Origin of the sequence: Paraburkholderia metrosideri (assembly GCF_904848625.1) — a bacterium.
GTDB lineage: Bacteria > Pseudomonadota > Gammaproteobacteria > Burkholderiales > Burkholderiaceae > Paraburkholderia > Paraburkholderia metrosideri.
Map to the genome: position 1 here is coordinate 177,956 of NZ_CAJHCP010000012.1, position 18,449 is coordinate 196,404.

Genomic DNA, 18,449 nt, shown 5'->3' on the forward strand with positions numbered 1-18,449 from the left:
TCAATGCGTCGATGCGATCCGGCAGCGGCGTGCCAGATCGATGAGTTCCACTAGCGATTTCGCGCCGAGCTTCTGCATGATGCGAGTCTTGTGACTACTGACAGTCTTGTTGCTGATAAACAGTGCGTCGCCAATAGCCTTATTCGACATGCCTTTCGACAGCATCTGCAAGATCACGAGTTCTTTGTCAGACAGCAACCGCACGCGACCTTCGTCGTCTTCGGTGCCGATGTTGGGCGCCATGCCACCTCCGCTTGCCGTCACGGGGAATACCGTGTAGCCAGCCAGCACAGCCTCGACGCCGCGCATGATCTCCTTCATTTCCTGCGACTTGCCGACAAAACCGTGGACACCCGAGCGCATTGCCCGCGGTGCGAAGGTGGCAGGATCGTGGCCCGACAACACCAGCAGACGAATCGGCGGATGAACAAGTTTGAGCCGTGGAATCACATCGAGTCCGCTGATACGCGGAATATCTAGATCGAGTATGGCGAGTTTCGGCGTGAACTGCCGGGCCATTTCAACTGCCGTCTGGCCGTTGTCCGCTTCGATCACTTCTTCGATGCCCAGCAACTGCTTGAGCTGCATTTTGATGACCATTCGGAATGCCGGATGGTCGTCGATAATCAGAATAGTCGACATGTTTTTTTTATCCTCGTGAAACTATCGCTGCTATTGAGTAGTTAGTAGCGCTGCGCGCCGCCCCGATGCAATAGCGCTGCTAACTAGTCAGCGCCTGCAAGTTCCAGCTCAACGCGGCGATTCGGCGCAAGACAGTGCACCAGTTCGTCGCGCTGCGTTTGCCGGCAGTCCACCCGTTGATTCTCACTGCCTCGGCCTTGCACGCTGACCTTCAATGTCACGCCGTGGCCTCGTAGGTATTGCTCGACCGTGCGCGCGCGTTGCAATGACAGGCGCTGGTTATAGGCGTTGTCGCCAAGACGGTCGGTGTAGCCGGTAATTTTCAGCTTGCTTCCGACAGGCACCGCCTTCAGATGCACGGCCAGATCGGCCAGTTCGACCTTGCCGGCGGGAAGCATCGCCAGCTTGTCCGCGCCGCCAAAACGGAACAATGAGTCGGCGCGCAGTGTCATTTTTTGTGGCGACAATTCGGCCGATGCAGACACCTGAGCCTGATGCTCTGGCGTCGCCACCTTGCATTGCAACGTCAACTCTGCTGACTCGCGCAAGCGCTTCTGAATTGCCGGCAAGCGTTTTTCAGCATCGGAGAAACTGCGTATCCATGCATCGTGTCCAGCCTGCATCAGTTCGACTTCGGCACAGGCGAGCGGCTGTTGCGCTTCGGGACAGTTCACCACAGCGGCATCTGCCTTGATGGCGTTGACGATTTTCCACAGGTCGGGGCGCACAGTAGACACGGTGCGTAACGCGGGATTTGCTGCGGATAGTGGCTCGCCTCGCTCGAGGCTCATGGTGATCATCGCCGCCTGACCGATGGCTTCTTCGACGAAGCCCCAATCGTCGTGCGAGTCGCGCGTCTGCTGAGCGGCTTTGATCCAGCATTGGGCTTTGGCGTGGAAGTAGTGGTCTTTATCGCCAGGCAACCGGTCGAGCCGCTTTTGCAACGATGCCAACGCGTTGCGGCTGCTGCCGATCGATGCGTAGGTGTTGACCCATTGTGAGTTGGCCGCGCCCGCTGCTTCGTTCTGGTTGGCACCAATGCCGGTTATCAGCACGCTCGCATCCTGGATGCCGAGCCGTTCACGTGCTGCATGGTTTGCACAACCGGCTAAGGACAAACTGCATACCAGCGCCGTTAGCTGCAATTTCATTGAGGTTTGCGTCTAGCGCATCGTCCTGGAAAGGACTCTGAGTATGAGTACCCGTAGATGCCCAAGGAATGGGAGCAATCCTAGAATCCCGTCAGACGCTTCGACGGCTTGATGCAGGTGGAATAGCGGCAGTCACCGCTCTGCGTGATTGCCCCGCCGTGCGATGCAAAAAAGTATCTTCAGCCGCACCGCATCGAGGGCGACAGAACGCATGCAGCGAGGGTTGCTGCAAAGCGATGTGTGAGAGGGAAAAGAGCAACGGGCGAGACTCCGCGCGTTCACCAGGCTTGCATGCCGCAGCGCATAAAACACGCTGCGGCATGCGCATTCAACTCGCCATTACTTCAAGCCGAAATCGACGCGCGTGGTTGCGCCTTTATCCTTGATGCCATCGGCATTCAGCTTCGGCGCGACAATAAATATCCGGCTGCTGTCGATCTTTCCGTCCAGATATTGCTGCACGCTCTGCGCCCGCTGTTGCGCGAGTTCGCGCAAACTCGTGTCGTTGATCGGTGCATTGGCGGCAAGCGCGGCCTTCATGTCGTCATCCGGCACACTCTTCGTCAGGCCGACGAAGTTACGCGGCTTCTTGAAGTCGGCGGACTTGTAGGCTCTGGTGAGGTACTTGTCGTAATCTTTCGGATCGATCGTCACGGTCGACGGGTCCACGCTTTCGCCATTGCCCACCACGTCCTTGATCTTCTGCTGTTTGACAAGGCTATCGACATAGAGGGTGCGTAGCGCCGGTTCGTCGACAGCCGGGTCGACGCGTCCGGTCAGATCCATCTTCACCGAGGTTTTATCGGCGAGCGCCTTCACGATCGTGTCAAGTTTCTGGTTGTCGGCATCCGTCAGTTTCGCGGACCCCGCGTCGAATTCGACGTAACCCAATTCCTCGCCACTGCCGCCAAAGGCGTGCGCGATCAGTGTGAACGGCGCGGTCACCGCCTTCTCCAGCAGATTGAGCACCGCATGCCAGATCAAGCCGCCCACGCTGAACTCGGGATTCGACAACGAACCCGATACCGGCAGATTGACGTCGATTTCGCCGCGCGAGTTCTTTAGCAGCGAGATGGCGAGACGCACGGGCAGCTTGGTCGCCGTGTCGTTGTCGATATGATCGCCGAAGGTGAGCTGGTCGATAAACAGATGGTTGTCCGCATTCAGTTGATCGTTATCGAGCTTGTAGTGCAGATCGACATTCAGCTTGCCCTTGGTGATCGGGTAGCCGGCATATTTCGTCGAATACGGCGTGAGGTTGGTCAGTTCGATATCGTGCGCGCTCGCGGTCAGATCGAGCGCCGGCTTGGCGATCAGCGGATTGATCGTGCCGCGAATCGACAGCGGACCGTTCGCCGCCAGTTTCGCGGCGATATCGACTGGCGCAGGCGTGGTGGACTGCGTGCCGAACGCGCCCACCGTGCCCTGGATGCTGACCAGGTCCGCGCTGTAATTCGGCTTGATGAAGTTGTCCGTGTACGTCACACGGCCCTGTTGCAGCACCAGTTGCCCAAAGTGCATCCTGACCGGGCTTTGCGGCGGCGTCGCCGCAGTAACCGTAGCCGACGAAGCGGCAGCGGGCGCGGACGCAACCACGGCGGCCGATGCCGCCGGCGGTGTCAACGGTACGGGTTCAGTGCCGCCTTTGGTTCGCGTCAGCGATTGCGGAGCGCCGCTTTGATGCGCAACGACATCCTTCAGATTCAGCTTGCCTTGCGCGTCGAGCAGCACGCTCCCGTAAAATTTTGTGAAGGTGACACGGCCAGCGTCCACGACCGTGCCGTGCTCGTCGTAATCCGCCTTGAGGTTGGACAACGCGAGCGAGCCCCATCCCGCGAACGGGTCCGAGGTCGCCTTGTCAAGCATGCGCACATCGACGAGCGCCATGTCGCCGTGATAACTCGCCTTCAACGACTTCGCCTGAGTCAGCGCGAGATCGCCGTTTGCATTGAGGAGCGCACTCGCGATCACCGCATTCAGCTCGCTGCCGAAGTACGGTTCGAACGCCGCCGCGTCCAACCGGTTCGCGTTCACCTTGACGGCCACCTTGAGCGGCGTCGCGGTGACGTCGCCCTTCACGCCGAGCGTGCCTTTCCTGTTCAGCGTGGCTTGCAGATCGACCGGCAGCGGACGGCTGAGGTCGTCGCTGATCTGTTGCACCTTCAGTTGCAGCGGTGCAATGTTCAGCTTGACCGGATGCGGCGTGGTGTTGTCGGTGAAATCAACGGTGGCGTCTTTCAGGTTCAGCTCGCCAACCTTGTAATGCCAGGCCGGCCCCTGTTCCTGCGACTTCTTCACCGCGTGGATCGCGGTGCGCTGCTGCGCGGCTTCGTGCGGCCCGGCGAGCGACGTCAGGTTGATACTGCCGTCTTTCAGACGCTGCGCATCCACCATGAGACCGGTCGTGTCGACGCTGGTGACATCTGCGGTACGCGCCGCCACGTCTACCTGCTTGACCGTGACCTGACCCTGCGCGAGCGACACCACCGGCGCCTTGCTGTCGCGAGCGGCCAGCTTCAGCGATTGCAGGTCCAGTTGCGTATCGGCGACCATCACCGCGGCCGGCGACTTTGACCAGTTCGCGTCGACATGGGTGGTCGCGGACAGCGTGCCGTCAGTCACTTGCGCGGCCGTGGCGGTGTCGATATAGGGCTGCAGGAACGGCAACTTCAACGACTTCACTTCGAGCTTCGCGCTAGCCGTTTTCGCCGCCAGACCAATTGCGCCGTCCGCGCCGAGTGAACCGCCATCGCTCAGCTCCGTGTTCAGCGTGTAGTGCGCGGGCGTGCTGGCGAGCGTCGAAAAATCGGTGAGCGTGACCGCCAGCTTTTGCAAACCGAGGTCGACAGGGCGCGACGCTGCGGAGTCGTGAACCTTGATCGTGCCGTCGTTGAGCGCGAAGCGCTTGATCGACAGGTCCAGCGGCGGGGCGGCTTTTGCTTCGGTTGCGTTGGCGTTGGCTTTGGCATTCGCACCCGCACCAGCACCCGAAGCCGCAGCGGGTGCGCTCGCGGCTTGCGGCGCCGCTTCAGGCGCCGGCGCAAACATCCGCTCAACGCTCAGCACGCCGTCTTTATCGCGCGCGAGACTGGCGCTCGGTGCATCGATACGGATTTCGTCGAAGTGATAGACGCTCTTCAGCGGCTCGAGCGTCGCCGCCGCCACATGCACTGCGCGAGCGGCGAAGAACGGCGCCTTGCTGCGGTCCTGCACATCCACGTCGTTCAGATCGACGGTACCCGCGACGCGCAATGCAGGGGCGTCATTCGACATCACGAAGTTGAGCTTGAGATCGGTGGACAGCTTGCCGGACTGCACCACCACCGGCAGCGTGGTCGGTGCGTACGACATCAGCCGCGGCACATCGAGTCCGTCGAAACGCAGCGACACTTCCGACTCGCGCGATGCTGCAAACGGCTTGGTTCTACCGTCGATAGCAAGCGGACTGCCGTCGATCCGCGCACGCAGCAGCGGCTCGACAAAGATATCGGTCTTCGATGGCAGCGTCGCGATAAACGGAATGCCGAGCTTCCATTGATCGATCACATGTGTTGCGGCGAGCAGCTTGTCGTCGAACGTAATCTGGCCGTTTTCAAGGCGGATGTTCGACACCGAGAAAAGCGTTGGCTTGCTATCGGGCTTGGCCGGCTGCTTCGAGAACTTCTCGATCAGGTCGGTGAAGTTGAAACGTTGCGCGTCGTAACGAACGATATGAAAGCGCGGCGAATCGATCTGCACCTCGTCGACAATCGGCGCACCGCGAAACAGCGAACTCCACGACGGCTTCACGATCAGCCGCGAGATATCGATGAAATCACCCGCGCCGCCGCGATCGCCGATATGCACGTTATCGGCTTCGAACCTGAGCGTATAAGGATTGAGCGCGATACGGCCGATGCTGGTGGGCCGGTCGAGTTGCTTACTGAGTTGTTGCGCGGCGATGTGGCGAATCAGCGGTGGTGCCGCGAAAAAGCCCAGCAGACCGAACAATACGATGAAGATCAGCAGACCTATCAGGACGCGCCGCGTGCGACGTGACTGCGCAACCTCGCGCACGGTCTGCATGGAAGATGCTAGTGATGCTTTATTAAGGCTTGCCATGCTCGGTTTTGGGTAATGCGGCGGCAAGCCCGCCGCGAAAACGAAAATCCCGCAAGCGGCAGTATAAGACGTGAATCTGATGGGGGATAGAAATGTCGCGCGCGGATTTACATTCGTCCGCGTGACGGAGTCGTGGATTCGTCGCTGCGAGGCAACGGATCCACGACGATTTGATGTATCACTGACAGCGTCCTGTCATCTCAGTGACGTACTTCGCAGGACGCAATTTTTGCGCGAGGTGCGCCGGTGATTCAGTTCACCGACGCATCCGGTTGACGGACCTTACTGGCGCACCACCGCGGGCGGTTGCCAGCTACCGTCGGTCGCCTGCGGCTTCGGCGCATACAGACGCAGCACCAGTTGCAGATCGCTGCGCGGCGCGGGCAGCCAATTGCCACTCTTGCTGCGCGTGGACGACACCGTCACATCGAGCGAACCGTCGCGATTGCGGCGCGCGCCGCTACGATCGCCGACGGCCAGACGCGCGGGCGCGCTCTCGCCCAATGCGCCGTCTTTCGTGTACGCGGTGATCGACCAGAAGCCGCGTACCGGCGGCAACTCGTTCGGCGCGAAGTGGATCACGTAGCGGTTTGCGCCATTCAGCGCATGTCCATCGCTATCCTGGGTGACGACCGCGCGTACTTCGTCGTCCTTCGTGCCGATGCCTGGTTGCGCACTCGCCGCGTAAGCGCGCAATGCATAGTCGGGACCGTAGTTGCCCACGCCGTCGCCGAACCAGCTCCAGCCGTTGGCGCTCAGCACGTTGGAAGGCGGTGTCGCAACGCGCTCGTGGCCGTCCGCGAGACCCGCGTTGACGACGGCGGTCGCGTTCGGCAGTTTTACCGGCTCGCCGGGCGTCACGCCGAAATCCGACAGAATTTTCAGCGCATGGGGATCGGCCGGCGTCGGCGGATTGTCGGACAACGCGTCGGCGAGGCGGCTGAAGAAACCGTTCGCGTCGAGTGCGGCGACTTGCGCGGCCGGCGTCGTGCCGGTCGCCGCTGCGGTGTCGGCGGCATTGCTGCGCGACGGCGCAATCTGCGCCGCATGCGTATCGCCGACGTAGACGCTCAACGGTACAACCCGAATCGCGCGCTGCAGTTTGCGCACCGCCGTCAGATCGCGCGTGCCGTTCGACTGGATGCGCACGCTCACCCATGCGTTGCGGGTCGGCACATCGACGCGCGTGACGTTTTTCGGCAGATCGCCCTTCCAGCCCGGTCCGACGAACGCAATGCCCTGAGCCTTGATGCCCGCCGCCCGGGTGGCAAACTGCGAGCTGGTCGACCACACCACGTTGGTCCACATGTCGAGCACGCGGGCGTCCACATAGCGGCCATGCGAATCGGGCAGCGACAGGATCACCGGTTCCTCGCTGACGTCGAGCCAGCCCGTGGAATCTAGCGTGTCGAGACCCGGCCGCGTCGGATTCGCCGCGCCGATCGGCGGCAGCGCCTGCGCGTGACGCAGCGTGTTGATTGGCGCCTGGCCAGGGTCGGTGCCGACCGCCGCGTCGCGCGCGACGCCCATCAGCACCAGCGGATAGCCGAACACGTACGAATCGGCGACTTCGTCTTTGATCCAGCCAGTGGTATTTGGTGTCGCGGACGGGCTCGACGACACGCAACCGGCCAGAAATGCGAGGCCTGCGAGCGATGCGCAGGTCCAGTGAAACGAAAACGGTTCTCGGCGATTTTTTATCATTCGTTGGTGTAGCGGAACGAGCGGTCCTATGGGAGAAGCCGGCGCGCAGCGATACGTGTTTGCGTGGTCTCCCAAAGCCCAGCGCAGCCTGTCTGCGGATCGCAATGCCGACAACATCGGGTTGTATCGTATCCTTGCTAACCAGGCAAGCGCAAAGGCAAGAAATGCGCCGGATAACGTGGCTGGGTGCGCCATTTGCGATACGGTTGATGGTTTTCTCGGCAGTTATGCTGGCTTGCGCGTCGCGGGGCGTTTTTACGGACTGGCCTCCCGCCGCTTTTTTTCGCCTTTTATTTTTGCTTTTCTTTTCATTTTTTCGTCACCTACGTTTTCGTCTCCGGAGCGCTTCATGTACATGCCCGCCCATTTCGAAGAGAACCGTCCAGAGGTTCTCCACCGCCTGATCGCCGAGCAGTCGTTCGGCGCGTTGATCACGAACGGGCCGAACGGGCTCGATGCGAACCATTTGCCGTTCGAGGCGGAGGTGGTCGCCACGGGCAACGATGCGGCGGCGGCGGCCACGGATTCGACTCAAAGCCGCCTGATTCTTCGGGCGCACGTTGCCCGCGCGAACCCCATCTGGCAGGAAGCCGCGACGAATCCTGACGCGCTCGTGATCTTTCAGGGACCCGCCGCCTACATTTCGCCGACGTGGTATCCAAGCAAACACGACACGCATCGGCAGGTGCCTACCTATAACTACATGGTCGTGCATACGCATGGCCGGATCGTCGTGCGCGACGACGAGTCGTTTGTGCGCGGCCTTGTCGCGAGACTCACCCGCAAGATGGAAGCCGGCGAAGCGGTGCCGTGGAAAATGGGCGACGCGCCTGCCGACTTCATCAAGCAGATGCTCGGGGCGATTGTCGGGATCGAGATCGAAGTGACGCGACTGGTCGGCAAGTGGAAGCTGGGGCAAAACAAGGAAGCGGCTGACCGGCGTGGGGCGGCGGAGACTTTGCTGGGCCGTTCCACCGATGAACAGCAGGCCGTGGGGCAGGCGATGCTGGATGCGCCCCCCGCGTTTTGAGGTGAGGCATTCGTTGACAGGCTTGTCGGGGCTTGCCACCTAATCCGTCCTTGACCTTCCCGTCATGGGAAGGTCGATACTGGATTCACGACACGGCCTGATGCCGTCGCGAGCCTTACTACCATGACCGAACTTGCCCCCTCGCAGCGCCCCGCCGGCGCTGACATCCGTCAAAACCCTGCCCGTGCCGCGGAACTGGATATCGGCGGGATGACCTGTGCGTCATGCGCGATGCGGGTGGAGAAAGCGCTGGCCAAGGTGCCGGGCGTCACGCGCGCGTCGGTCAATCTCGCCACGGAGCGGGCGCGCGTGGAAAGCGACGTCGCCATCGATCCCGAAACACTCGCCAATGCGGTGCGCAAAGCGGGATATGAAGCCACGTTCCCGTTAAAAGTCGACCCCGCACCCGTCGATACCTCGCACACCGCAGAACTGGCGATTGGCGGCATGACCTGCGCGTCCTGCGCGACACGCGTCGAAAAGGCATTGGCGAAAGTCCCGGGGGTCGGAAGCGCATCGGTGAATCTGGCGACCGAGACCGCCACCGTCACGCTGAGCGATTCGACTGCGGACACCGCCGCGCTGATCGCCGCCGTCAACAAAGCAGGCTACGAAGCAACCCGCATTGCGCCGCCTGACGCCAAGCCGTCCGCCGATACCGGCGCTCAAGCCGCGGCCACCCCCGCCGAACGCAAACGCTACGAGGCCCGCCGTGACCTGGTCGCGGTACTGGTGTGTGCGGTCCTGACCTTGCCGCTGGTCGCGCCGATGGTCGGCGAATGGCTAGGGGTTCACGCGATGCTGCCGCCCTGGGTGCAATTCGCGCTCGCGTCGATCGTGCAGTTCGTCTTCGGCGCGCGCTTTTACCGCGCGGCCTACCGGGCGGTCCGCGCAGGAGCGGGCAACATGGACCTGCTGGTAGCGCTTGGCACGTCGGCCGCCTATGGCATCAGTGTCTATGAACTGCTGGGCCATCCGGGCGACATGATGCATCTGTATTTCGAGGCATCGGCGGTCGTGATTACGCTGGTGCGCTTCGGCAAGTGGCTCGAAGCGCGCGCCAAGCGTCAGACGACCGACGCCATCCGCGCGCTCAACGCGCTGCGTCCCGATCGCGCGCGGATTCGCATCGGTAACGACGAGCGCGATGTGCCGCTGGCGCAAGTGCGCGTCGGCACGGTGGTGATCGTGCGGCCCGGCGAGCGCGTGCCGGTCGACGGCGCGGTGCTCGAAGGCCGCACGCATATCGACGAATCGCTGATCACCGGTGAAAGTCTGCCCGTGCCGAAGCAGCCGGCGGACGCGGTCACGGCCGGCTCGATCAATGGCGAGGGAGCGATCGCCGTCACGACCTCGGCCATCGGCGCGGAGACGACCCTCGCGCGGATCATCCGCCTGGTCGAAAGCGCGCAGGCGGAGAAAGCGCCGATCCAGCGGCTGGTGGATCGCGTCAGCGAAATCTTCGTGCCGGCGATTCTGGCGCTTGCCGCGCTGACCCTCGTTGGCTGGCTGATCGCCGGAGCGGGTGGCGAGACCGCGATTCTGAACGCGGTCGCGGTGCTGGTGATCGCCTGCCCATGCGCGCTCGGCCTTGCGACGCCGGCCGCCATCATGGCCGGCACCGGCGTGGCGGCCCGGCACGGCGTGCTGATCAAGGACGCCGAGGCGCTGGAAACGGCGCATCGGGTGAACATCGTCGCGTTCGACAAAACCGGCACGCTGACGCTCGGCCAACCGTCGGTAACGGCATTCGAGCCGATTGGCGATATGGGCCGCGACGAGGCGCTCGGGTTGGCTGCGGCAGTGCAACGGCACAGCGATCATCCGTTGGCGCGGGCGGTGGTTAAAGCCTATGAAGCCAGACAGCCCGCCGCCGACGCCGCCCCGCACTCTCCCGCGCCAAACACCTCGGCCACCCGCGCCGTAGCGGGCCGAGGCGTCGAAGCGGACGTCAATGGCCGCACCCTCGCGCTCGGCAGCACGCGCTGGCTCAACGAACTCGATATCGCACTCCCCTCCGAATTCAGCGCACGTGCGCGCGAACTCGAAGCCGCGGGCAACACCGTCTCCTGGCTGATGCAGCGCAGCCCGGGGAAGCCCGCCGCACTTGCGCTAATCGCTTTCGGCGACACGGTGAAACCCACCGCACGTGCAGCCATTGAGCGGCTCGCGCAAATGGGCATCAAGAGCGTGCTCATCACCGGCGACAACCACGGCAGCGCGGCGAGCGTCGCGAAAGCGCTCGGCATCGACGAATTCCACGCCGAAGTGCTGCCCGACGATAAAGCGCGCGTCATCCGCGATCTGAAAATCCGCTGTGCCGGCATCGTTGCGATGGCGGGTGATGGCATTAACGATGCGCCTGCGCTTGCCGCCGCCGACATCGGCATCGCGATGGCAACGGGCACCGATGTCGCGATGCACGCAGCGGGCATTACGCTGATGCGCGGCGATCCGGCGCTGGTGGCGGACGCCATCGATATTTCCCGCAAGACCTGGCGCAAGATCCAGCAGAACCTGTTCTGGGCGTTTGTCTACAACCTGATTGGCATTCCGCTTGCCGCATTCGGCTTGCTGAATCCGATGCTGGCCGGCGCGGCGATGGCGTTTTCGAGCGTCAGCGTCGTGACGAATGCGTTGCTGCTGCGCACCTGGCGTGGTGCGCATCGACCGTCCGCGCGTGCGGCGCGGCGGCTGCCTGTTGAACCCGATGCGGAGCTGCGGGCCGACTGATGTCGCCCGAAATCCGTTCAACGCGTTCTGACGATGCGCTTTCCTGCCGCCTTTTCTCCTCAGCCTCGACACGTTGAGAAAGCCGTTCAGTGACCGCGATGGCCCGAACGGCGATCACCTTGCGCCGCGCCATTCGACAACTCGCGGGTAACGTGGGTTTGGACCTCGCTTACAGAAGTTATGCAGCGCCGTCCCGCTGGGCCAGTTCAGGCTCGCCGCCGATCGCCTCACCCGCTGGCGCCGCAATAGGTAAGCCGCGGCCGCGTCGCCGGATCCGCCCGATCAGCTCGCGCGCCAGCCGCTTTCCGCGCACCGCCAGCATGCCCCATTCGCTATTGACCGTCTGAATGGTCCATGCCGTCGCGATGTTCCCGCGTCCCCAGAACGCCTTGAACCGTTCGCCGCCCACGCCGAAGTCGAGATCGTAGCGTTGCTCGAACGACCATTTGACGGCGTGCTCCCACGCGATCGACCCTACACAGAACTTGCCATACCGTGCGTCGAAGCCCGAAATGATCGCGCTCGCGCACAGATCGCCCACGCCCAGAATTGCTGCGGCCACCGGCGCCTCGTTCAGGCTGACAACAATCAGCCGCCCGACCGGTGGCACGTCGGTCGAACTGACCAGGTGCACCAGAAAATTGCGGAAACTGGCTGAGTTCAGCCATTCGCCCTGCTTGCCGACCCGTTCGCCCCAACCGCGTTTGCATTCGAGCATCCAGTCGATCACCGACGCGGCCTCGTCGCGAGCGCTCGCGTCCACCATTCGTACGGCGAGCCGCCCTTCCTTGGCGAAGCGCCGTTCAGCCGCCCCCGGCTTCTTGCCGAACAATGTGCCGAGCGTGCTGCAGTACTGTTCCCACGAGGTTTCATCGCGAAGCCTCGCGACGACCCACGTATTGGACTCCGAGAATACGACGCGCGTCTCCTTCGACACGAGGCGGTACAAGTCGCCATCTTCTTTCATGCAAGGCATGTGCACGAAGTCCGCGCCGCAACGCTGGCGCGCCGCGTCCCACGCGCCGTCGATCAGCTCCGGCGCCGCAGGGCCGTCTTCGACCAGGACGCTCGAATAGTCGTAGCCGACCGGGCTGAGCGGCACGATGTAAGTCCATAGCAGCCGCTTATAGCTGATGAGCGGCCAGACCATCGCGAGACGCCCGTCAGCATCGCGGCTGACGATGCAGCGCAGTTGCCTGCCTTGCGGTTTGGCGACCTCCTGCCAGGACAGCCAGCAGAAACTGAACGACTGGTGGTAGAACCCGTGCGCCCGCAACCAGAGTGCGTCCCAGTCGGACTGCAAAGCGCGGAATCCGGCTTCGTCGCTGACGATCTCGAATCGTGATGCAGTGTCTGTCATATCGCTTCCCCGGGCGGGTCAGGTTTGCCGTGGCGGGACGGGCACGTCTTATGCGGTCCGGCACGGCATGCGTTGCGGCGGAATCGAGCATGCAATGTCGGTCGGGCATGCACTGTGCGGTGACGCACAGTGACGGGTTCCTCCGGAGGCGCTCTCAGGATTCGGACGAAAACGTACGCCATTTCCCCGCCAAGCCTTACTGGGAAGCGACGAGGCCTTCCCGCAAAACGGCACGCAAAATGTCGTCAGCCTCGACTGGTTGACCAAGCCGGTCCTAAGCGTGGCAGAACGCCGTCTGGAGCGCGTTATCGTCGCGCACGCGGCAAGCAGGCGGGGACCCGCCGGGTACGCCGCGCGTGAAATCACACACGCGCAGTCCGAGCCGCAGTGGAAATCGCGAACGCGGTCGCGATAGCAAAAGTAGACACCCTCGCCAAACATTCCACCCGCCAGAACCCCGCGCCGATGGCTACCCGCTTTCAGGCCGCTAAAGCCAACCGCCGACACAGCCGTTAACCAGTCACCGACGCCCGCCATGCACACCATGGCCCGCATCTCCGCCAGTCCCTCTTTATTCCGCGATTGCCAATGGATTTTCTCTCTCTGCGCCGCGCCAGCGTTGGCGCCAGGCTCGCCATCCTTTCGTGCGTGCTGATGGCATTGATCTTCGCCACCTTCACGTGGGCGCTCACCCGTTCCGCCGGCAACCAGGTCCGCGATCAGGTGCTTGAACAGATCGCCGAAAAGGACCGCTCGATCGCCGCCATGATCACGCTCTTCGACAAGGCGTTATCGGCAGAAGTGGACCGCTCGATGTCGCTGTTCGCGAGCTTCCTGCCCACCGATTACACGCTCGACGACACGCAGAAAGTCGACATCGGCGGGGTCGCGACGCCCACCATCAAGGCCGGCGACAAAGTCCTCAACCTGGACTTCACGATCCCCGACCAGTTTCTCGAACGCAGCGGCGCGGTGGCCACGGTGTTCGCACGCAATGGTGACGATTTTGTACGCGTGACCACATCGCTGAAAAAACAGGACGGCACCCGCGCAATCGGCACGCTGCTCGACCGCCATGCACCGGCTTACGCGCGGCTGCTGGCGAACCGCTCCTACACAGGACTTGCCGCGCTGTTTGGCAAACGTTTGATTACGCAATATCGGCCGATTACCGACGCGGGCGGCCACGTCATCGGTGCGCTGTTCGTCGGCGTGAATGTCGACAAAGAGATTCAATCGGTCGAAGACGGCATCCGCAATCTGAAGATCGGCGATAGCGGTTACTACTTCGTCGTGGACGCGTCGAAGGGGGCGGACCGCGGCAAGCTGATCGTCCACCCGGCTGCAGCGGGCCAGAAGGCGGATGACGCGAACGCGCCGTATCAGCAGATGCTCGATATGAAGCAGGGCGAGCTCGACTACCGTTCCGCCGATGCCACGCTTAACGAGACCGACTCGCGCGACAAGTTCGTGTCGTTCGTCACCGTGCCGGAATGGCAATGGCTGGTAGGCGGCATCGCGCCGCGCGACGAAGTGCTGGCCGACGTCGTCAAGACGCGCAATCAGTTCCTGCTGCTGGGATTCGCGCTGGTCGGCGTCTTTGCGGTCCTGTTCCTGATTGCGGTTCGGCGTCTCGTCAGCCGTCCGCTCGATGAAGCCGTCAACGCGTCCGAGCGCTTTGCGGCGGGCGATCTGTCCGTGCGCGTGGCTCAGGGCCGCAACGCGGGCGGCAGTGCGCACACCGATGAAATCGGCCGTCTGATGCAATCGATCGACGGCATCGGCGAGGGCTTGGCGCGCATCGTTTCGCAAGTGCGCAACGCATCGGCGGATATGTCGCACGGGACGGAAAAGATCGCCGCCGGCAGCGGCCACATCGCCGCGCGAATCGCCACCCAGGCGAGCAGCCTGGAGGAAACGGCGGCGAGTATGGAGCAGATCACGTCGACCGTGCAACAGAACGCAGACAACGCGACCCAGGCCAACACGCTCGTCACCCGCGCCGCCGACGCCGCGCTCGAAGGCGGCCATGCGGTTGAGCGCGTGGTGTCGACGATGGGCGAGATCAGCCGTTCGTCGCAGAAGATCGCCGAGATCACCACGGTGATTGAAGGGATCGCCTTCCAGACCAACATCCTCGCGCTGAATGCCGCCGTCGAAGCCGCCCGCGCGGGCGAGCATGGCAAGGGCTTTGCGGTGGTGGCATCGGAAGTGCGCGCGCTGGCGCAGCGCAGCGCGGCGGCGGTGAAGGAGATCGAGAGCCTGATCGCGACGTCGACGGCAACCGTCGAAAGCGGCTTCAAGATTGCCGAACATGCCCGCTCGACCATGCAGGGCATCGTCGAGCAGGTCGGTCAGGTGCGCGCGATCATGGGCGAGATCAATGTCGCGTCACGCGAGCAATCGGGCGGCATCGAGCAGATCAACCTCGCGGTCACGCAGATCGGCGAGGCCACTCAGCAAAACGCGACGATGGTCGGTGAAGCAGAACTCGCGGCGGCTGAATTGCGCGACCAGGCGGCGCGTCTCGCGCAGGTCGTCCGCGTGTTCAAGCTCGGCAACGAGCGCGGTTGATTCGTGCAGTCGTGCAGTCGTGCAGGGCGGTGATGGCGCGGTGAAACCGGGCGTGCCACCACCGGCTGTGAAGTTGCCGCTCTGTTTATTGGTCCGCGTGGGTCATGTCAGAACTCGACATCCAGTTCGTCGATCTCCTCCGCTTCCTGCTGCGCGTCGGCGATCCATTCCTGCATCTCGGGCAACGCCATGATCCGCTGTCCGTATTCGACGATCTCCGGATCGAGCTTCACATCGTAGGTGACGAAACGCGTCACCACCGGCGCGTACATCGCGTCCGCCGCCGTCCGTTCGCCGAACAGGAACGGGCCGCCGTACTGCTTCAGACAATCCCCCCAGATCGCCACGATCCGGTCGATATCGGATTGCGCGCGCGCCCATACCTTGAAGCCCGGAAAGTGCGCCTTCAGATTCATCGGCAACGCCGAGCGCAGCGAACCGAAGCCCGAGTGCATCTCGCCGCAGATCGACCGGCAATGCGCTCGTGCGCGAATGTCTGTCGGCAATAGCGCCGCCTCCGGCTTCAATTCGTTCAGATATTCCGCGATCGCCAAGGTGTCCCAGATCTTGATGTCATCGTGAACGAGGCACGGCACCAGAATCGACGGCGACAGCAGCAGCAATTCGGCGCGTGCGGCGGGGTCATCGATCGGCATCACGATTTCGTCGAAAGGCAGACCGCTGAACTTCGTCAACAGCCAGCCGCGCAGCGACCAGGACGAATAATTCTTGCTGCTGATCGTGAGCGTGGTGTGCGTGTTATTCGCCATACGTTTCTCCTCCAGATGAGGCGTTCGGCTGACGCCTGACAGCCGCCATGCACGCTGCCGTGCGCGAACGCACCAAAGCGCGGCAATTCCGGCCCGTTCGACTGACGCGCGCAAATGCTATGCCAACGTGCAGGAACGCTGTATCAGTGCGTATGCATGCTTGGCACATGACTTGCCTATGTTTGGGCTCCTTCCTTTCCTGCACTCGTGCGAAGGTTATGAACCTGTTCGCATACCCCGCCTTTCAGGCGTTCGCCGATATGATGCTGCCGCTGCGGCACAGCGCGGCGCTGATGAATCATTCGCTCGATGCGTGGCCCGCGTTGGCCGACACGCCGCATGGACGCTCAATCCGTGCGTCCTGCGAGTTATTGACGCTGGCCGGGCTGACGCCCGTGCGGCCGCCGTTCGGTATCGATAGCGTGGTGAGCGAGGGCAAGCCGGTGGCGATTGTCGAAGAGATCGCCGCGCATACGCCGTTCTGTTCGCTGTTGCATTTCCGTAAAACGACCGCGCCGTCCACGCCGCAACCGCGCGTACTCGTCATCGCGCCGATGTCCGGCCACTTCGCCACGCTGCTGCGCGGTACCGTGCGCACGATGCTCGCCGAACACGACGTGTACATCACCGACTGGCACAACCCGCGCGATGTGCCGCTCAGTCAGGGCCGCTTCGGCTTCAACGAATTCGTGCAGCACGTGATCGACTTCACGGAGAAGATCGGGCCCGGCGCGCACCTGCTGGCGGTGTGTCAGCCGACCGTGGCCGCGCTGGCCGCCGTCGCACTGATGGCCGCCGAAGATCATCCCGCGCAACCTGCCAGCATGACGCTGATGGCCGGGCCGCTCGATACCCGGATCAATCCGACACGCGTCAATGAACTGGCGAAGAGCAAACCGCTCGAGTGGTTCGAGCGGAATCTGATCAGCGCGGTGCCATTCGGCTTTGCGGGTGCGCATCGGCGGGTGTATCCGGGCTTCGTGCAATTGACCGCGTTCATGGCGATGAATCTGAACCGCCACATCGATTCGTTCGAGACGATGTACTACGAGCGCGCCAAGGGCGATCCCGCGAAAGCCGACACGATTCACACGTTCTACGAAGAATATTTCGCGACGATGGATCTGACCGCCGACTTCTACCTCGAAACTGTCGATACGGTTTTTCAGCGGCACGCGCTGCCGCTGCATGAGCTCGAAGTGGAAGGGCATCTCGTCGAGCCATCGAAAATAAGGCGCACCGCGTTGCTGACCGTCGAAGGCGAGAAAGACGACATCTGCGCAGTCGGACAGACGCTCGCCGCGCAGGATATGTGCGACAAGCTCCGGCCTTATCTGAAGACGCATCACGTGCAAACCGGTGTCGGGCACTACGGCGTGTTCAACGGACGACGTTGGGAACGGCAGATCTATCCGCGCGTACGCGCCGTGATTTACGACAACGAACCACGCGCCGTGCTGGTCAGTTCGCGAGCCCGGACGATACAGCCGGTGTCCATGCCGGTGGCTGTCGCTGCCGAGGTTGCGCCTGCGGCGCCGGCCGCTGCTGCGGTGGTCGAGGTGGTGGTGGAAACGTCGTCAAGCGCGGCTGGATCGAAGAATGGCGCCGCCGGGGTTGAATCCAGCGGCGACGGCAACGGCAGCGGCACCGCTACCGCGACAACCCGGCACAAAACAACCCGAGCTTCGCGCAGAAGGCCACCAGCGGCGCAATGAGCTCGCTCGACTTCAACGAACGCGGGGCGGATTCGCGCCGCGCTCGCTGAACAGGCTTGATCGCATGTCGAGCCGCGCCGCTCTACGTCCGCGTCAAGCGGCGACGCTCTTCCACGGCGTGACACCTGGCACTTCGCATGGGCCTTCGGCATCGATCGATTTGAAATCGGCCGGCGACACGATTTCGATGTACTCCATATCCGGTGAGTAATCGAACAGGTAGTGAACGATGCCGGGCGCCTGATGCACACAATCGCCAGCGGCGACGAGCGTTTCCTTGTCGCCATACATGAAGCGCGCCCAGCCCTTCAGCATGATCACAATGTGGAAGTCGGCCTCATGACGGTGCCAGCCGGTGCCTTGCTCTGGTGCGTGATTCGCCTTGACGAGTTGCGCGAGGACCTTGCCGCCGGTCGCCTGCGCGATGCCCAGATCACGGTAGAGAAAGAAGTCCCGCAGGCCTTGATCCACGTAGGACGTGTCTTGCGGGCGGACGTGGCTGAATTGCGTGGCAAGTTCGGTGGACATGATCGCGCTCCTGGAAAGTGAGCCGGCTGTTGAAAACGACGCGTTGGAGCGTCGGTTGCAAGCATCAAGCGGGCCAGTGAACGACGCTGTTGCGGCGTCGCATTCTCCCCACGGGTCGGCGCGATCGGTTCGCCATGCTGC

11 protein-coding genes are annotated in these 18,449 nt (G+C 62.8%); 4 read left to right on the forward strand and 7 right to left on the reverse strand.

Annotated elements, in window-relative coordinates; genetic code table 11:
• The 4 genes from LMG28727_RS25675 to LMG28727_RS25690 all read right to left on the reverse strand — a co-directional run bounded on the left by LMG28727_RS25675 (nucleotide 1) and on the right by LMG28727_RS25690 (nucleotide 7,598).
• Nucleotides 1-642 carry a response regulator transcription factor gene (locus tag LMG28727_RS25675; RefSeq protein ID WP_201645108.1) on the reverse strand — a complete coding sequence of 214 codons (642 nt, stop codon included), beginning with the start codon at nucleotides 640-642 and terminating at the stop codon, nucleotides 1-3.
• A gap of 83 nt (nucleotides 643-725) precedes the next feature.
• Nucleotides 726-1,793, reverse strand: a complete 1,068-nt coding sequence (locus LMG28727_RS25680) for an OmpA family protein (RefSeq protein WP_201645109.1) — start codon at nucleotides 1,791-1,793, stop codon at nucleotides 726-728.
• Between the two features lie 339 nt (nucleotides 1,794-2,132).
• Nucleotides 2,133-5,894 (reverse strand): DUF748 domain-containing protein, encoded by a 3,762-nt coding sequence (locus LMG28727_RS25685; RefSeq protein WP_201645110.1) that lies wholly within the window; start codon nucleotides 5,892-5,894, stop codon nucleotides 2,133-2,135.
• A 282-nt stretch (nucleotides 5,895-6,176) separates the two neighbouring features.
• On the reverse strand, nucleotides 6,177-7,598 hold the full coding sequence (locus tag LMG28727_RS25690) for a DUF1254 domain-containing protein (protein WP_201645111.1): 1,422 nt from the start codon (nucleotides 7,596-7,598) through the stop codon (nucleotides 6,177-6,179).
• Nucleotides 7,599-7,947: 349 nt separating this feature from the next.
• Between LMG28727_RS25690 and LMG28727_RS25695 the strand changes: the two genes are divergently transcribed.
• Both LMG28727_RS25695 and LMG28727_RS25700 read left to right on the forward strand, forming a co-directional pair.
• A complete protein-coding gene (locus tag LMG28727_RS25695) occupies nucleotides 7,948-8,628 on the forward strand; it encodes an FMN-binding negative transcriptional regulator (RefSeq protein WP_201645112.1) in 681 nt (226 codons plus the stop codon).
• Nucleotides 8,629-8,751: 123 nt separating this feature from the next.
• Nucleotides 8,752-11,361 carry a heavy metal translocating P-type ATPase gene (locus LMG28727_RS25700; RefSeq protein WP_201645113.1) on the forward strand — a complete coding sequence of 870 codons (2,610 nt, stop codon included), beginning with the start codon at nucleotides 8,752-8,754 and terminating at the stop codon, nucleotides 11,359-11,361.
• 178 nt (nucleotides 11,362-11,539) lie between these two features.
• On the opposite strand, the gene LMG28727_RS25705 is transcribed toward LMG28727_RS25700, so the two are convergent.
• Nucleotides 11,540-12,721, reverse strand: coding sequence for a GNAT family N-acetyltransferase (locus LMG28727_RS25705; protein ID WP_201645114.1), 1,182 nt, complete (start codon nucleotides 12,719-12,721; stop codon nucleotides 11,540-11,542).
• A gap of 588 nt (nucleotides 12,722-13,309) precedes the next feature.
• Between LMG28727_RS25705 and LMG28727_RS25710 the strand changes: the two genes are divergently transcribed.
• The gene (locus tag LMG28727_RS25710) at nucleotides 13,310-15,295 is read left to right on the forward strand and encodes a methyl-accepting chemotaxis protein (RefSeq protein ID WP_201645115.1); all 1,986 of its coding nucleotides are present in this window, start codon (nucleotides 13,310-13,312) and stop codon (nucleotides 15,293-15,295) included.
• A gap of 107 nt (nucleotides 15,296-15,402) precedes the next feature.
• Here LMG28727_RS25710 and LMG28727_RS25715 read toward each other — a convergent pair whose 3' ends face one another.
• Nucleotides 15,403-16,065 (reverse strand): glutathione S-transferase family protein, encoded by a 663-nt coding sequence (locus tag LMG28727_RS25715; protein WP_201645116.1) that lies wholly within the window; start codon nucleotides 16,063-16,065, stop codon nucleotides 15,403-15,405.
• Between the two features lie 218 nt (nucleotides 16,066-16,283).
• Between LMG28727_RS25715 and LMG28727_RS25720 the strand changes: the two genes are divergently transcribed.
• Complete coding sequence (locus LMG28727_RS25720) at nucleotides 16,284-17,780, forward strand: polyhydroxyalkanoate depolymerase (protein ID WP_201645117.1); 1,497 nt, start codon at nucleotides 16,284-16,286, stop codon at nucleotides 17,778-17,780.
• Between the two features lie 93 nt (nucleotides 17,781-17,873).
• Here LMG28727_RS25720 and LMG28727_RS25725 read toward each other — a convergent pair whose 3' ends face one another.
• Nucleotides 17,874-18,308, reverse strand: coding sequence for a cupin domain-containing protein (locus LMG28727_RS25725; RefSeq protein ID WP_201645118.1), 435 nt, complete (start codon nucleotides 18,306-18,308; stop codon nucleotides 17,874-17,876).
• Between the last annotated feature and the right edge of the window lie 141 nt (nucleotides 18,309-18,449).

What these genes read in the sequence shown, in the direction of transcription:
- LMG28727_RS25720 (WP_201645117.1), top strand. Translation starts at nt 16,284, where the DNA reads ATGAACCTGTTCGCATACCCCGCCTTTCAGGCGTTCGCCGATATGATG.
- LMG28727_RS25700 (WP_201645113.1), top strand. Translation starts at nt 8,752, where the DNA reads ATGACCGAACTTGCCCCCTCGCAGCGCCCCGCCGGCGCTGACATCCGT.
- LMG28727_RS25690 (WP_201645111.1), bottom strand. Translation starts at nt 7,598, where the DNA reads ATGATAAAAAATCGCCGAGAACCGTTTTCGTTTCACTGGACCTGCGCA.
- LMG28727_RS25680 (WP_201645109.1), bottom strand. Translation starts at nt 1,793, where the DNA reads ATGAAATTGCAGCTAACGGCGCTGGTATGCAGTTTGTCCTTAGCCGGT.
- LMG28727_RS25675 (WP_201645108.1), bottom strand. Translation starts at nt 642, where the DNA reads ATGTCGACTATTCTGATTATCGACGACCATCCGGCATTCCGAATGGTC.
- LMG28727_RS25685 (WP_201645110.1), bottom strand. Translation starts at nt 5,894, where the DNA reads ATGGCAAGCCTTAATAAAGCATCACTAGCATCTTCCATGCAGACCGTG.
- LMG28727_RS25725 (WP_201645118.1), bottom strand. Translation starts at nt 18,308, where the DNA reads ATGTCCACCGAACTTGCCACGCAATTCAGCCACGTCCGCCCGCAAGAC.
- LMG28727_RS25695 (WP_201645112.1), top strand. Translation starts at nt 7,948, where the DNA reads ATGTACATGCCCGCCCATTTCGAAGAGAACCGTCCAGAGGTTCTCCAC.
- LMG28727_RS25715 (WP_201645116.1), bottom strand. Translation starts at nt 16,065, where the DNA reads ATGGCGAATAACACGCACACCACGCTCACGATCAGCAGCAAGAATTAT.
- LMG28727_RS25710 (WP_201645115.1), top strand. Translation starts at nt 13,310, where the DNA reads ATGGATTTTCTCTCTCTGCGCCGCGCCAGCGTTGGCGCCAGGCTCGCC.
- LMG28727_RS25705 (WP_201645114.1), bottom strand. Translation starts at nt 12,721, where the DNA reads ATGACAGACACTGCATCACGATTCGAGATCGTCAGCGACGAAGCCGGA.